General features: G+C 67.0%; 12 protein-coding genes. 3 read left to right on the top strand and 9 right to left on the bottom strand.

The window, feature by feature from the left end; genetic code table 11:
* Nucleotides 1–59 precede the first annotated feature (59 nt).
* The 7 genes from J2X58_RS01115 to grxD all read right to left on the bottom strand — a co-directional run bounded on the left by J2X58_RS01115 (nt 60) and on the right by grxD (nt 9,454).
* Nucleotides 60–215 (bottom strand): DUF3309 domain-containing protein, encoded by a 156-nt coding sequence (locus J2X58_RS01115; protein WP_089978734.1) that lies wholly within the window; start codon nt 213–215, stop codon nt 60–62.
* A 139-nt stretch (nt 216–354) separates the two neighbouring features.
* On the bottom strand, nt 355–1,752 hold the full coding sequence (gene ppnN / locus J2X58_RS01110; protein WP_090054651.1) for a nucleotide 5'-monophosphate nucleosidase PpnN: 1,398 nt from the start codon (nt 1,750–1,752) through the stop codon (nt 355–357).
* A gap of 192 nt (nt 1,753–1,944) precedes the next feature.
* Entirely contained in the window at nt 1,945–5,322 is a 3,378-nt protein-coding gene (locus tag J2X58_RS01105) for a carboxypeptidase regulatory-like domain-containing protein (RefSeq protein WP_310045976.1), read from the bottom strand.
* Nucleotides 5,323–5,769: 447 nt separating this feature from the next.
* A complete protein-coding gene (locus J2X58_RS01100; RefSeq protein WP_310045975.1) occupies nt 5,770–7,476 on the bottom strand; it encodes a lysophospholipid acyltransferase family protein in 1,707 nt (568 codons plus the stop codon).
* Nucleotides 7,477–7,705: 229 nt separating this feature from the next.
* Nucleotides 7,706–8,302, bottom strand: a complete 597-nt coding sequence (locus tag J2X58_RS01095; RefSeq protein WP_310047866.1) for a YhgN family NAAT transporter — start codon at nt 8,300–8,302, stop codon at nt 7,706–7,708.
* Nucleotides 8,303–8,360: 58 nt separating this feature from the next.
* The gene (locus J2X58_RS01090) at nt 8,361–9,134 is read right to left on the bottom strand and encodes an SDR family NAD(P)-dependent oxidoreductase (protein WP_090054656.1); all 774 of its coding nucleotides are present in this window, start codon (nt 9,132–9,134) and stop codon (nt 8,361–8,363) included.
* Nucleotides 9,131–9,454, bottom strand: coding sequence for a Grx4 family monothiol glutaredoxin (gene grxD, locus J2X58_RS01085; RefSeq protein WP_090054658.1), 324 nt, complete (start codon nt 9,452–9,454; stop codon nt 9,131–9,133). The genes J2X58_RS01090 and grxD overlap by 4 nt, the downstream gene beginning before the upstream one ends.
* 106 nt (nt 9,455–9,560) lie before the next feature.
* Here grxD and J2X58_RS01080 point away from each other — a divergent pair, with 106 nt between their 5' ends.
* Nucleotides 9,561–10,142, top strand: coding sequence for a Fe-Mn family superoxide dismutase (locus tag J2X58_RS01080; RefSeq protein WP_310045974.1), 582 nt, complete (start codon nt 9,561–9,563; stop codon nt 10,140–10,142).
* A 37-nt stretch (nt 10,143–10,179) separates the two neighbouring features.
* On the opposite strand, the gene J2X58_RS01075 is transcribed toward J2X58_RS01080, so the two are convergent.
* Nucleotides 10,180–11,334, bottom strand: a complete 1,155-nt coding sequence (locus J2X58_RS01075) for a 5-(carboxyamino)imidazole ribonucleotide synthase (RefSeq protein ID WP_310045973.1) — start codon at nt 11,332–11,334, stop codon at nt 10,180–10,182.
* Complete coding sequence (gene purE / locus J2X58_RS01070) at nt 11,331–11,846, bottom strand: 5-(carboxyamino)imidazole ribonucleotide mutase (RefSeq protein WP_310045972.1); 516 nt, start codon at nt 11,844–11,846, stop codon at nt 11,331–11,333. The genes J2X58_RS01075 and purE overlap by 4 nt, the downstream gene beginning before the upstream one ends.
* Before the next feature lie 74 nt (nt 11,847–11,920).
* Here purE and J2X58_RS01065 point away from each other — a divergent pair, with 74 nt between their 5' ends.
* Nucleotides 11,921–12,202 carry a Trm112 family protein gene (locus J2X58_RS01065; protein ID WP_090055851.1) on the top strand — a complete coding sequence of 94 codons (282 nt, stop codon included), beginning with the start codon at nt 11,921–11,923 and terminating at the stop codon, nt 12,200–12,202.
* Between the two features lie 87 nt (nt 12,203–12,289).
* Nucleotides 12,290–14,557, top strand: coding sequence for a DUF1631 domain-containing protein (locus J2X58_RS01060; RefSeq protein ID WP_310045971.1), 2,268 nt, complete (start codon nt 12,290–12,292; stop codon nt 14,555–14,557).
* Nucleotides 14,558–14,587 lie beyond the last annotated feature (30 nt).

Here is a 14,587-nt window from a genome sequence, read left to right as displayed (position 1 = left end):
GTCCGCTGCGCCAGCTGAAAAGCGGACCGTCGGATCGACGGTCCGCCGATTCGGATTCGTCAGAATACGCCAAGCAGCCAGCAGACGAGGATGATCGCGAGGATCACGCCGATACCGCCGCTGGGACCATAGCCCCAACCGCTGGAATAACCCCAGGTGGGAAGGCCGCCGATGAGGGCGAGAATCAGCACGACGATGAGAATGGTGATGAGCATGTGGCGTCTCCGGCAGTGGTCCCAGTGACGCGCATCGTCCGGTCGGCGCCGTGGAGACGTCGTGATGCGAAGCCACATGGCGCGCACCACATTCAGCCACCGGAAGGCCGGCGCGGCAGGACGCCGCGCCGGCCGTGGATCACGTCCGGACGACGTAGCACGGCTCGTACGCCGTGCCACCCGGAAGCTTCATGCGGTGCTGTTCGACGAACGCCTTCAGCAGGTCGTCGAGCGCGCGCATGATCTCGGTTTCGCCGTCGATCACGAACGGACCGTGCGCCTCGATCGCGCGCACGCCCTCTTCCTTGACGTTGCCCGCGACGATGCCCGAGAACGCGCGGCGCAGATCGGCCGCGAGTTCGTGACGCGGACGGCCACGATGCAAGGCGAGCGACGCCATGGCCTCGTGCGTCGGACGGAACGGCCGCTGGAACGGCAGCGGAATCTCGAGCGCCCAGTTGAAGAAGAAGGCGTCCTTGTTGTCGAGGCGATGATTGCGCACCTTGTCGACGCCGGACACCATCGCATGCGCGACGGCCGCGGGATCGTCGATGATGATGCGGTAGTGCTCCGCCACCTCGTCGCCCAGCGCGAGCCGCAGGAAGCGGTCGATCTGCTCGAAGTACGCCGCCGAGTTCTGCGGGCCGGTGAAGATCAGCGGGAACGGGATACCCTTGTTCTGCGGCAGCAGGAGGATGCCGAGCATGTACAGGATTTCTTCCGCCGTGCCCACGCCGCCCGGGAACACGATGATGCCGTGACCGAGGCGCACGAACGCTTCGAGACGCTTCTCGATGTCCGGCATGATCACGAGGTTGTTCACGATCGGGTTCGGCGATTCGGCGGCGATGATGCCGGGCTCCGTGATGCCGATGTAGCGATTGCCCTTGCGACGCTGCTTGGCGTGCGCGATGGTCGCGCCCTTCATCGGGCCCTTCATCGCACCAGGGCCGCAGCCCGTGCAGATGTCCATGCCGCGCAGGCCGAGCTGGTAACCCACCCGCTTGGTGTACTCGTACTCGTCGCGCGAGATGGAATGACCACCCCAGCAGACGACGAGGTTGGGATCGACCTGCGGACGCAGGATGCGCGAATTGCGCAGGATCTCGAACACGGCGTGCGTGATGCCGACGGTGTCGTCGAGGTCGAACGCGCCGGCTTCCAGCTGCGTGGAGATGTAGACGATGTCGCGCACGACGGCGACGAGCAACTCGTTGATGCCGCGGATGATGCGGCCGTCGACGAACGCCTGCTCGGGCGCGTTCTTCAGTTCGATCTTGATGCCGCGGTCTTCCTGCAGCACCTGGATGTCGAAGTCCGGGTACTGCTCGAAGATCGAGCCCGGATCGTCGGAGAGGTTGCCGGAGGTGAGCACGGCGAGCGCGCAGCGGCGCAGCAGCTGGTGCAACCCGGACCCGCTGGCGTCGCGCAGGCGCGCGACCTCGTTGCGGGAAAGGATGTCGAGACCGCCGGCCGGGGAGACGCGGGCGCTGACGGTCTTGCCGCTGACCGGATCCCCGAACTGGATGGCATTCATGGTGTTACGTTCCTTCTGACCGCGAATTAGCGGCGAACCCCGCCCCGGGTCGGGAGCGGACCGCCTAGGATCACGCGAGTCGTCGGCGGGGGTCAAGTCTCGGGCCGCGTCCAGGGCAGCGACCGGACGGCCAAGAAAAAAGCCGGCACCCTTGCAGGTGCCGGCTTCTCGTCTTTCAGGCGAATCCTTCGTTTAGAACGTGTAGCGAACCGTCAGCATCGCCGACCAGCGGGAGACCGGGTTGACCTTGGTCGCGCTGTTGTCGGTCGGGGCGTCGTAGATCGCCTTCTGGCCCGGCTGGTAGTTGCCGTTGGCGTCGGTCGGCAGGTTGTAGATGTACTTGCCCGTGGCCGGATCCACGCCACCGAAGTTGGCGAGGGTGCGGGTGTACGGGAAGCCGATGTACGACTGCTGGCCCCAGTCCTTGTTCACCAGGTTCAGGAAGTTGTAGACGTCGAGACGGATCTCACCCTTGTTGCCCTTGAAGATGCCCGGGATTTCCTGGCTCAGGCTGAGGTCGATCTGGTTGACCCAGGCCGAGGTGGCGCCGTTGCGACGAGCGACCTGGCCCTGCTTCTTGCGCAGGTAGTCGTCACCCTGGATGTAGCTGTAGAACTGGTCGACGAGCGCCTGCGAAGCGGCGGCCGAGCCGGTCGCGTTGCGGAAGATCGTGCCATCTCCACGGGTCGGGATGTACGCCAGGTCCTTCGAGTAGCTGTCGCCGTTCGAGTCGTTGCCGAAGATCCAGCTGTACGGCACGCCGCTGTGGCCGTCGTAGAACGCGCTGATCGTCGTGGCGTAGTCGCCGAAGAAGTTGTGCTGCCACGTCAGCGAGGCGTTGAGGCGCTTCGCGATATTGGTGTTCGACGTGGAGGCGACGTCTTCGTTCGGGTTGTACCAGGCGCTGTTCGAGTAGTTCGACGTGGCCTGGCTCGAGGTGCCCGGGTTCACTTCGGTTGCATGACCGCCGGTCGCCGCAATGCTCCATGCCCAGCCGTCGGCCATCGGCTTCGAGAACGACAGCGTGACCGTGTCCGAACCGCCCTTCTTGGTGTTCGTCAGGTACGTGACGCCCTGGGCGAAGCGACCGTTCTGGCGGAAGCGGGCGTTGGCGCCGCCGGTGTTCGCACCATTGAGGTTGTTCACACCGTTGACGACGGTCGCGCAGTTCGTGGCGGCCGGACCGTTGAGCGGCGTCGAACCGCCGATGCAGCCGGCGTAGGTGTAGCGACCATCCGGCATGATGCCGGTCGGCGCGCCGAGGTTGAGGTTCTGGTACAGGATGCCATCCTGCACTTCGATGTGCTGCCACTCGATCGTGCCGATGATGCCCTGCCACGGCAGTTCACGATCGAACGCCAGCGACGACTTCCAGACGCTCGGCAGCTTGAAGTTCTTGTCGACGGTGTCGACGGCCTGCTGCGGCACCGTGCCCGGGCCGCTGGTGGGCTGATTGAACGGGTCGGCGCTGAACGTCGGGCAGACGACCGACTGACCACCGAGGCGGCAAGTACCATTCGCCTGGCGATCGTACGAGTAGGTGACGATGTTGATACCGTTGTTCTGGTACGGGTTCGTCATCCACACGGTCGGAGGATCGGACTGGAACAGGCCGACGCCACCGCGCAGCTGCGTCTTGTATTCGCTGTCGAAGGTGTAGTTGAACGAGAAGCGCGGCTCGACCAGCTTGCTGCCGTTGATCGTGTTCGCGTTGCTGAAGCCGAACGTGCGCTGGAAGTCGGCGTTGTAGAGCGGCTTGTCGTCGGTCAGGTACTTGTTGACGCGGAAGCCGAACTGCACCGAGAGGGCCTCGGTCGGCTGCCACGTGTCCTGCAGGAAGAACGTGTGGCGGCGCAGCTCCCACTGGGCGGCGATGTCGTTGAGCGAATAGCCCGGCGCCGGCTGGTACAGCGAGTAGTTGCTGTACAGCCCGTTGGCGATGTTGTTCGCACCGTTGTTGCCGAACGTGTACGCACCGAATTCGGTACGACCGAACAGATTGTAGATGCGGTTGCGCTCCCACTCGACGCCACCCTTGATGGTGTGGTCGTCGAGGTACAGCGTACCGGCCCACATCGCGTTCAGGCTCTTCACCGACGCCTTGTTGTAATGGCTGAACTGGTCTTCGCCGAGGTTGACGGTGGGGCCCGTCGCCGATGCCGGGAAGTTCGTGTTGTTCACGCGAACGGTGATCTGCGGCTGCTGCGTGTCGACCGAGCGGCTCAGCTGATAGTCGCTGTAACCGACCTTGGTTTCCGTCGAGAAATTGTCGGCCCAGTCGTCGAACGACTGCAGGGTGTAGTTCTTGATGTCCGAGTTGACCGTGTACCAGTAGCTGGACAGGCCGATCGAGTTGACGCCGTTACCCTGCGGGTTGGGCTTCACTTCCTTGGTACGCGAGTACGCAAGGTTCATGCGGTGACCGTCGGTGATGTTCCAGTCGATCTTCGCGATGTAGCGCTTGTCGGTCAGCGTGCCGGCGTTTGCTGCCGTCGTACCCGGCTGCAGGCCGAGGGCGCGCGCGCCGTCGATGATCTTCTGCAGGTCGGCCGGTGATACCTTGTTCAGCGTCGACGTGGCGAGCGACGGATCGAGGCCGTTGACGGCGCCCGAGCTCAGGCCCGTGACTTCTTCCTTCTCGTAACCGGCGAAGAAGAACAGCTTGTCCTTGATGATCGGACCGCCGACGGTCGCACCGGCCTTCCAGTTACGGTCGAACTCGGTGTAGTCGCGGTTGTTGTCGAGCCAGCCGGCCTTGCCGACCATGCTGCTGGCGTTCTTGAAGCCGTAGTAGGCCGAACCGTGGAATTCGTTCGTGCCCGACTTGGTGACGGCGTTGATCTCGGCACCGACGGTGTCCGACGAGACGTCGTAGTTGGCGGTCGAGATGTTGAACGAGTCGATCGTGTCGAGCGACACCGGCGAGCCGACGGTCGGCATGCCGGTCGAGTTCAGGCCGAACGGGTCGCCGACGCCCAGGCCGTCGACCTTGATGTTGTTGAGGCGCGTGTTCTGGCCGTTGGCCGAGATGGCGCCCGTGCCGTGGTCGACGTTGACGCGCGGATCGCGGCGCGCGATGTCGGCGATGTTGCCGCTCGGCGACGGCGCGGCCTTCAGTTCGGCCTGCGAGATGTTCGTGCCGAGACCCTTGTTCTCGGAGGTGAACTGACCCGACACCGCGGACACGGTGACCGCGCCCAGCGCGGTGGCATCGGCGGCGCTGGCGGCGCCACCGGCGGTGAGGTTCACGGCCGTGTCGGCGCCGAGCTGGAGATAGACGTTGTCCTGGCGGACCGACGGCGTGCCTTCCTTCGACGCGGTGACGTCGAACGGACCGCCGACGCGCAGACCCTGAGCCGAATAGCGACCGGCCGCATCCGTGACGGTCGTCTTCGTCGTGCCCGAGGGCTCGTGCACGATGGTGACGGTGGCGTTGCTCACCGGCTGGCCGCTGGCGTCCAGGACGCGACCGCTGATGGTGGAGGACGTCTCCTGCGCGAACGCAGCAGGTGCCGCGAGCAGCGATGCGATCGCGAGCGGCAGAAGTTTGGCGCGGATTCGGCTATTCATCTAATGGTCGACCCTGTGGCTTGCAACGAAAAAATCTTCGGCCGCACGAAGGGGCACTCGGCAAGGGGCCGGGTGGCGCTCTTCGCTTGGACTTCCCCAACTGGTGGCTGTGTCGTCTCTATGTGAACCCGGTCACGAGTCGTGACGCGGTGGCGACAGTTGTTAAGCCAACTTTAACGGCATTGTATGACACTTTTGTAACGTTTTCACGCCGGTTTGATAAATACCAATTTTTCCTAGCCACCCGGCGGATGACCACAAATCATTGATTTTAATCATTAAGATGCCGACGACACCGCCGTCGCGGTAACAGCCGCCTTCACGAACACCCCCGTAGGAGCGCGCCCTGCGCGCGACATCTTTTCGCCTTGGTCAGCAAGTCCCCGGGGCACGCCGGCCGCGAGCCCCAGCCCCCGACCGACGCCACATCCCGGGCGGTCTGGAATATCAGACCTTGCCGAGGTACCGCGACCGCTTGGCCGGCTTGAGCGAAGCGAGATCGAGCATCACCAGGCCGTCGACGCAGCCCGAGAAGTCCGGATCTTCACCGAAGGCGAGGAACTGCACGCCCTCCGGCTCGACGAGGTCGACGTACTGGCGGTACAGCACCGGCAGCGTGACGCCCAGCGCATCGAGGCGATGCTTTAGCCGGCCGAGGCCCGCCGCGGGATCGAGGCCCGCGAGCTCGTTGCGCACGGACTCGATGGTGGCTTCCGGAATGACGAACGGCTGCCGCGCGGCGGCCAGACCCTGCACGCCGAAGAAATGCTGGTGCGCCGCCGCGATCCACTCGCGCGCTTCGCGGGGCATGCTCACCGACATGCTCACCGGCCCGAACAGGTAGCGCAGTTCGCGGTGACGCTGCAGGTAGAGACCGATGCCCTGCCAGAGCTGGTCCAGCGCGCGGGAACGCCAGTACGCCGGCGCGATGAAGCTGCGCCCGAGTTCGAGGCCCTGCGCAAGACGCGATTCCAGCGCCGGCGAATAATCGAAGAGGCTCGACGTGTAGAGCGAGCTCATGCCGTGCTCGGCGATCAGCCTGCCACCGTGGCCGAAGCGGTACGCGCCGACGATGCGCAGCGCCTTCGCGTCCCAGAGCACCAGGTGCTCGTAGTGCGGATCGTAGGCGTCGAGGTCGCGCCGCTTGCCGGTGCCCTCGCCGACGCGGCGGAACGTGAGCTCGCGCAGGCGGCCGATCTCGCGCAGCGCGTAGCTGTCGCTGGAGCCCTGCATCAGCAGGATCTTCTTGCCATCCGGCAGCTCGGCCAGCAGCTCGGCCTTGTCGAGTTCCGCGACGACGCGCTCGACGGGCTCGGGATGCGCCAGCGGCGTCTGCCCGCCGAAGACGAGCCCGCGCTGACGCGCCACGCGGTAGACGTGGCGACGCATCAGCTTCGCGGCCTGCTGCGCGTTATCGCCACTGGCCTGCTTGAGTTCGTCGGCATCGACAAGCTTGCCGATGCGGAAGCCCACGCGCTGCTTGCCCGACGTCGCTTCGCGCGGAAGCATCGCGGTGCTCAACGGCTTGGCGAGCATGGAGAGGCCGTAGAACGCGACCGAGTTGCGCGCGGCGATGTGCACCGGCAGCACCGGCACGCCCGCCCGCATGGCGAGGCGCGCGAAACCGTCGGACCACTTGCCGTCGCGCACGCCGCCGGCGCGCATGCGTGACACTTCGCCCGCGGGGAACATGATGATGACTTCGCCGGCTTCGAGCGCGCGGAACACGCCGCGCATCTTCGACGAGGCGCCCTTGCCGAACACGTCGACGGGCAGCAGCAGCGGACCGAGTTGCGGCACCGCGGAGAGCACCTCGTTGCCGAGGATGCGCACGTCGCGGCGAACGGAACCGATGAGCTGGATCAGCGCGATGGCGTCCACCATGCCCAGCGGATGGTTGGCCACCACGATGAGCGGGCCTTCGACGGGAATGTTCTCGCGCTCGCGTTCGGTGACGCGGCAGCTGACGCCGAGGTAATCGAGGGTCTTCTCGCAGAAGTCGAAACCGACCGCGTTGCCCGCGTAGGCCAGCGTGCGATTGAAGCGGTCTTCGTGCGCCAGGGTTTCCAGCATCCCGACGAGCGGCTTACGCAGGAGCGGATGCTGCGCCAGCCAGGGCACGCGTTCCAGCAGTGTCTGATCGATGCTCAGCATGTCTTAGGCTCCCTGTGACGTCGAACGGTGGCTGCCGTGCCGGGCCGGTGCAGAGACGTGATTACGCATAGTGCCTTCGAACATCCTCAATGCCCCATATCAGGCCTTTCGGCCCATGCCCGGGGATAGGAGCTTCCTACCCTTCCGCGCATGCTCGCGGGCAATTATGACAGCAACCCTACCGCCACGTATGTTCCTGCGGCAATGGCCGCGGCTGAGGATGCCCTGATCAGTCCGCGATGTGCAGATAAGCGGACAGACCGCCCAGGAACATCTGCACCGAGAGGGCGATGAGCAGCATGCCCATCAGGCGCTCCAGCGCGGTGAGCACGCTTTCGCCCAGCCAGCGGAACAGGAAGGTGGAGCTGAGCAGGATCACCGACGTGGTCAGCCAGGCGAGGAACAGCGCGATACCCCACTCCGCCGTGCGGCCAGGCTGCGAATTGGTCAGCAGCAGGAGCGCCGCCATGGCCGACGGGCCGGCCACGCCGGGGATCGCCATCGGCACGATGAACGGCTCGCCCTCGCCCGGCTTGCCGAACACGCCGCCTTCGACCGGCGGAAAGACCATGCGGATGCCGATCAGGAACAGCACGATGCCGCCGGCGATGCTCACCGACTCCTGCCGCAGCTGCAGCACCTTGAGGATGTACTGGCCGCCCAGCAGGAAGGCCACGAGCACGCCGAGCGCGATCAGCAGCTCGCGGATCATCACCTTGCGCCGGCGCTGGGGCGGCACGTCCTTCAGCAGGGCGAGGAACAGCGGGATGTTGCCCAGCGGATCCATGATCAGGAACAACAGGATGCCCGCGGACAACGTCGTCATCTGCGTTTCCATGGGTAGAACTCCTTCGTGCGCCCGCCCGGGAGCGGGCGGCGCGTGGTCAATGGGTGTGGCGGATGTCGAGGACGGTGCCGCGCGCCGGCGCGCCGGCGCCCGAGAGCAGATAGACGACGGCGTCGGCCGACGCGGTCGGCAGCGGCCGGTCGAGCGTGTTCTCGCCGTAGTAGGCGGCCCGCCGCAGCGCCGTGCGCATCGGTGGCGGCAACAGCGCGTGCACGCGCATCGCGCCACGGCCGTTCTCCGCGTGCAGCACCGCGGCCATGCGCTCCACGGCGGCCTTGGACACGCCGTAGCCGCCCCAGTGCGCGCGGGAGAGAAGCTCCGGATCGTCCAGCACGAACACCACGGCGCTGTCGTCGGCCTTCGCCAGCAGCGGCATGCAGGCCTGGGTCAGCGCGAAGGGCGCGGACACGTTGACCTGCATCGCGCGCAGCCAGTCGTCGGGCTTGTGCATCGCGATGGGCGTCAGCTCGTTGAAGTGCGCCGCCGCGTGCACGATGCCGTCCAGGCGACCGAACTCGTTCTCGACGCCCTCGGCGAGCGCCGCGTAGTCGGCCGGCGTGGCGCTTTCGAGATCGAGCGGATGGATCACCGGCTCGCTGCCGCCGAGGGCGACCAGTTCGTCGTAGAACTTTTCCAGGGCGCGCACCTTGCGACCCGTGATGATGACGGTGCCGCCGGCGCGCTGGATCGCCCGGGCCGATTCGCCGCCGAGACCGCCGGTGGCGCCGGTCACGATCACGACACGACCGGCCAGCAGGCCCGGGGCCGGAGCCCAGTCGCCGGGAAGCCGAGCGGAGGGCAACGCGCTCACGATTCGGCTCCGGCCACGTCGGCCGCCATGCGCTTCAGCTCGCCGGCGGCGTGGAGATCCTCGACGATGTCGCAGCCACCGATGAATTCCCCGAGCAGGAACAGCTGCGGGAACGTGGGCCAGTTCGAATAATGGGGCAGGCCCGCGCGGATGCGCGGATCGGCCAGCACGTTGACCGGATGGAACGTCGCGCCCGCCGCCTGCAGGGCTTTCACCGCGCGGTCGGAAAAGCCACAGGTCGGGTATTCCGGCGTGCCTTTCATGAAAAGCACGATCGGATGGGCCGCCACGATGGCCTTGATCTCGTCTACGACGTCCATAGGTCGGATTTCATCATTAGAATGCGATTAGTTACATAGTGTAGCAGCGACGGCCTGCCCCTCCCTGCCTGCGCCCATCCCCCCAGCCACCGCTAAGGAGCCCCTCATGGCGTTCGAACTTCCTCCGCTTCCCTACGAGAAGAATGCCCTCGAGCCGCACATCTCGGCCGAAACGCTCGAATTCCACTACGGCAAGCACCACCAGACCTACGTCACGAACCTCAACAACCTGATCAAAGGGACGGAGTTCGAGAACAAGACGCTCGAGGAGATCGTCAAGACCTCGTCCGGCGGCATCTTCAACAACGCCGCCCAGGTGTGGAACCACACCTTCTACTGGAACTCGATGCGTCCCGCCTCGAAGGCCGCCGAGCCGCCGGCGAAGCTCAAGGAAGCCCTCGACAAGGCCTTCGGCTCGGTCGACAAGTTCAAGGAAGAGTTCACGAAGCAGGCCACCGGCAACTTCGGCTCGGGCTGGACCTGGCTCGTGCAGCGTCAGGATGGCTCGCTGGCCATCGTGAACACCTCGAACGCCGCCACGCCGCTCACCGGCAGCGACACGGCGCTGTTCACCGCCGACGTGTGGGAGCACGCGTACTACATCGACTACCGCAACGCGCGTCCGAAGTACCTCGAGAACTTCTGGCACCTGGTGAACTGGGAGTTCGCGGAAAAGAACCTCGCCTGATCCCGTGGGAGCGGATCGTATCCGCTCCCACCTCCGGTCAGCCGAGCGCCTCGATCGCCGGCGCCACCTGCGCTTCGCGTCCCAGACCGACCGCCACTTCCGCCAGCCTCGTCCGCAGCGTGCCCGCGTCCGGGGCGCAGACCGTCGCGTGGCCCACCTTGCGGCCCTCGCGCGCTTCCTTGCCGTAGTCGTGCCAGTGACCATCGGCCACGGACAACACCGGCGCCGGGTCGGGCATCTCGCCTATCCAGTTGAGCATGACGCTGCAGCCGCGCACGCCCGTGTCGCCGAGCGGCAGGCCGAGCACGGCGCGGATGTGGTTCTCGAACTGGCTGGTATGGGCGCCTTCGATCGTCCAGTGTCCCGAGTTGTGCACGCGGGGCGCCATCTCGTTGCCGAGCAGTTCGCCGCCACGCACGAAGAGTTCCAGCGCGAACACGCCGACGTAATCGAGCCGCTCGGCGATGGCCTTCGCGTGCGCGACCGCCGCCGCTTCCAGCTCGTCCGACGTCCCCGGCGCGGGCGCCAGGCTCACCGACAGCACGCCATCGACATGCCAGTTGCGCGTCAGCGGCCAGGTGCGGAAGGCGCCGTCGCGTCCGCGCACGGCCACCACGGAAAGCTCGCGGTCGAACGGCACGAAGGCCTCGAGGATCAGGCCATGCTTGCCGGCCGCCTCGCCGAGCGCGGACCAGGCGGCGTCGACATCGGCGTCCGTCTTCAGGCGGAACTGCCCCTTGCCGTCGTAACCGAGGCGACGGGTCTTGAGGATGGCCGGGAGGCCTATGCGGGCGACCGCGGCGACGAGGTCCTCGCGGGTGTCGACGGGCGCGAACTCGGGCGTCGACAGGCCGGACTCCCGGAACAGGGTCTTCTCGGCCAGCCGGTCCTGGGCGACGGCGAGCGCGCCGGCATTCGGGTGTACCGGGACCTGTCCCGCCAGCCGCTCCGCCGTGGCGGCCGGCACGTTCTCGAAATCGAACGTCACGGCGTCGACGCGGCCGGCGAGCGCGCCGAGCGCCGCCTCGTCGTCCCAGCCGGCGACGGTCAGTTCAGTGACCTGCCCCGCGCAGGCGTCGGCGACGGGGTCGAAGGCGACCGTGCGGATGCCCAGCGGCGCGGCCGCGAGGGCGAGCATGCGCGCGAGCTGTCCGCCTCCGAGGATGCCGACGGTGGGAAGCCGGCGCGTCACGAACGGGGATCCGGGTTGTCGAGCACGGTCTGCGTCTGCTCGGCGCGGAACGCGTCCAGCGCGGCGGCGACGGCCGGATCGTGCAGGGCGAGCACGGCGGCGGCGAGCAGCGCGGCGTTGGTCGCCCCGGCCCGGCCGATCGCGAGGGTGCCCACGGGGATGCCCGCCGGCATCTGGGCGATCGAAAGCAACGAATCCATGCCGTTCAGCGCCTTGGACTGCACCGGCACGCCGAACACGGGCAGCGGGGTCTTGGCGGCGAGCATGCCCGGCAGGTGGGCGGCGCCGCCGGCGCCCGCCACGATCACCTGGATGCCACGCCCGCGAGCGGTGTTCGCGTAGTCGAAGAGGAGGTCGGGGGTGCGGTGGGCCGAGACGACCCGGACCTCGTGCACGATGCCCATGCGGGTCAGCATGCCGGAGGCGTGCTCCATCGTTTCCCAGTCCGAACGGGAGCCCATCACCACGCCCACGCGCGGCGCGCCCGCTTCGTTACCCTCGTTGGAAATCATGGCCCGAGCACCCAAAAGTCGCTATTGTAAAGGCATTCCTAATTATCGGGTTGGCCGGCATCGGCCGCTTCCTCATGGACAAGCGTCTCCTCGACATCCTCTGCTGCCCGGTCAGCAAGCGACCGCTGCGCCCGCTCACCGCCACCGAGCGTGAGCAGCTCAACGCCGCCATCCGCGGCGGCACCCTCGACACCGTGGCCGGCGAGAAGGTCGCCGAGCCCATCGCCGAGGGACTGATCACCACCGACGGCCAGCTCGTGTACCGGGTGGAAGACGGCATTCCCGTCATGCTCCCCGAGGCGGGCATCGGCACGGTGCAGCTGGGCGGCTTCACGCCGGAAACGGATCGCGCATAAAATCCGTGACGCGAGTCACGCTATAAAACATTGGTTCCCGCACAATGGCGCCTCAGGCGGGGGCCAGCTACAGATCCAGGATGTGCGATGAACAATGCGAGTGAGCCGTCGAACGTCGTCGACCTCAGTCAGCGCCTCGACCCGCGCAGCGAACGCGTGGGCGCGCTGCTGGTCACCGTTCGCGGGCTGGCCACCAAGCGGCTCCACGCACTCGCCTCGAACATGTTCGAGAACATCGACGACGCCCTCTTCGACCTCGCGGAAAAAGCCGAGAACAACGCGGCGCAGACCCAGTTCTTCGATGGCATGCGCGAGGTTCGCAAGAAGCGCGCGATCGTCGAGCGCACGTTCCTCGGCCAGGTGGCCCGCGACCTCGCCGATTTCTCGGCGGGCCGCACCCGCGCGCCGGATGCCGACGCCTCCGCCCGGCCGCTCGCCAACATCGAGCTGAGCCTCGTCGGCGAGAACGAGCTGGAAGAATCGCTGGCCATCACCAGCATGATCGGCAAGAACGAACAGCGCCTCGCACGCGCCCTGTTCGCTGTGAACCAGCGCCTGTCGGTCATCTGTGGCGGTGCGCGCATGGACGACGCCAGCAATCCCGTCGGTCCCGCCTCGCTCGCCGGCGCGTTCCGCCAGGCGATGCGTGAGCTGCTCGTGGAAGTGCGCGTCAAGCTGATCATCTACAAGCTCTTCGACCGCTACGTGCTCGCCGGCATCGACGAGCTGTACGACGACATCAACAACGAGCTCGCGGCAGCCGGCGTGCTGCCGCAGCTGCGGCACGAAATTTCGACGCGTCGCAGCGACGCGCCCGCCCCGATCGGCCCCGCGTCGCCCGCCGCGGCGCAGGCGGCGCATGCCACCGCGCCCGTCACCGATGCCGCGGCCGCCGAATTCATGCAGTCGCTGCATGCCCTGTTCTCCGCGCGCCGCGGCGATGTCGCCACCGGCGGCGCGACTGGCGCGCCGATCCCGACCGGGCCGCTCCCGAGCCCCACGGAACTCCTCGGCGCGCTGACGCTGCTGCAGAGCCAGATCGCGGTGCTACCGAGCAACGCGGCGCCGCTCGCCACGCAGGCGGACGTCACGCGCGACGTCGCCCAGCTGAAGGAACAGCTGCTCGCGCAGATCGGCCAGTTGCGCGGCCAGCAGACGGCGCACGTGTCGGGCGTCGACGAAGACACCATCGACCTGGTGGGCATGCTCTTCGAGTTCATCCTCGAAGACCACAACCTGCCGACCGAAATGCAGGTGATGCTCGCGCGCCTGCAGATTCCCTATCTCAAGGTCGCGCTGCTCGATCGCCGGATGTTCGCGCACAAGACGCATCCCGCGCGCCAGCTGCTCGACGCCCTCGCCGACGCCGCCAAGGGCTGGTCGGCCGAGGCCGATCGCGACGGCCGCCTGTACGAGAAGGTCAAGACGATCGTCGAGCGCCTGCTGCACGATTTCGACGACGACCTCGGCATCTTCAATCGTCTCGCGACCGAACTGCAGGATTTCCTCGACATCAGCCGCAAGCGCGCGGAGCTCGCCGAGCAGCGCGTGGCCGAATCGACCCGCGGTCGCGAGAAGCTCGAGCAGGCCCGCCGCCGCGCCGCCCAGGAAATCATCGGCCGCATCGGCGAGGCCTCGCTGCCGCCGCTGATCTACGGCGTGCTGACGCGCGCCTGGGCCAACTACATCGTGCTGACGCTGCTTCGTCAGGGCGAGGAATCCCACGAATTTCGCGACTCGCTGCGCTTCATCGACGACTTCGTCGCCAGCGCGCGGCCCGTGCACGACACCAACGCCCGCCGCGACCTGCGCGCGATGCTGCCGGGCGTCGAGCGCGCGCTGCGCCGGGGCCTGGCGGCCGTGGCGTTCCAGGAAGCCGACACCGAACAACTCCTGGCCCAGCTGCACGCGTTCTACCGCCAGCAGCTCGGCGAGGCCGCGCCGGAGACCGCCTCGGGCACGATCGTCGCCAGCGTGATGCCGCTGCCCGAAGCGATCCAGTCGATCGAGGAGCCCGTCCTCGCGCCCGATCCGGACGACGAGGAAGCGGCGCTGCGCGACGAGGCGTTCGACGAGACCTACCTCGCGCAGGCTCGCGAACTGAAGGTGGGTCAGTGGCTCGAGTTCGTGGCCGGCGACGGCACGACCGACCGCGCGAAGCTGTCGTGGGTATCCCCCATCAGCGGGCGCTACCTCTTCGTGAACCGCCGCGGCCTGAAGGTCGCCGACCACAGCCTCGCCGGCCTCGCGCAGGCGTTCGCCGAGGGCACCGCGCGCGTGCTCGACTCCACGCTGCTGTTCGACCGCGCGATGGACGCGATCGTCGAGAAACTGCGCCAGCCGGATAACCCGTAGGAGCGCGCCCTGCGCGCGACAGCTCCTCGC

It is taken from the genome of Luteibacter sp. 3190 (assembly GCF_031456385.1).
Classification (GTDB): domain Bacteria; phylum Pseudomonadota; class Gammaproteobacteria; order Xanthomonadales; family Rhodanobacteraceae; genus Luteibacter.
This window is presented reverse-complemented; position numbering and strand designations above follow the sequence as displayed.

Bases quoted from the DNA above. Each gene is read 5' to 3' on its own strand.
- J2X58_RS01115 (WP_089978734.1), bottom strand. From the start codon at position 215: ATGCTCATCACCATTCTCATCGTCGTGCTGATTCTCGCCCTCATCGGC.
- ppnN (WP_090054651.1), bottom strand. From the start codon at position 1,752: ATGAATGCCATCCAGTTCGGGGATCCGGTCAGCGGCAAGACCGTCAGC.
- J2X58_RS01105 (WP_310045976.1), bottom strand. From the start codon at position 5,322: ATGAATAGCCGAATCCGCGCCAAACTTCTGCCGCTCGCGATCGCATCG.
- J2X58_RS01100 (WP_310045975.1), bottom strand. From the start codon at position 7,476: ATGCTGAGCATCGATCAGACACTGCTGGAACGCGTGCCCTGGCTGGCG.
- J2X58_RS01095 (WP_310047866.1), bottom strand. From the start codon at position 8,302: ATGACGACGTTGTCCGCGGGCATCCTGTTGTTCCTGATCATGGATCCG.
- grxD (WP_090054658.1), bottom strand. From the start codon at position 9,454: ATGGACGTCGTAGACGAGATCAAGGCCATCGTGGCGGCCCATCCGATC.
- J2X58_RS01080 (WP_310045974.1), top strand. From the start codon at position 9,561: ATGGCGTTCGAACTTCCTCCGCTTCCCTACGAGAAGAATGCCCTCGAG.
- purE (WP_310045972.1), bottom strand. From the start codon at position 11,846: ATGATTTCCAACGAGGGTAACGAAGCGGGCGCGCCGCGCGTGGGCGTG.
- J2X58_RS01065 (WP_090055851.1), top strand. From the start codon at position 11,921: ATGGACAAGCGTCTCCTCGACATCCTCTGCTGCCCGGTCAGCAAGCGA.
- J2X58_RS01060 (WP_310045971.1), top strand. From the start codon at position 12,290: ATGAACAATGCGAGTGAGCCGTCGAACGTCGTCGACCTCAGTCAGCGC.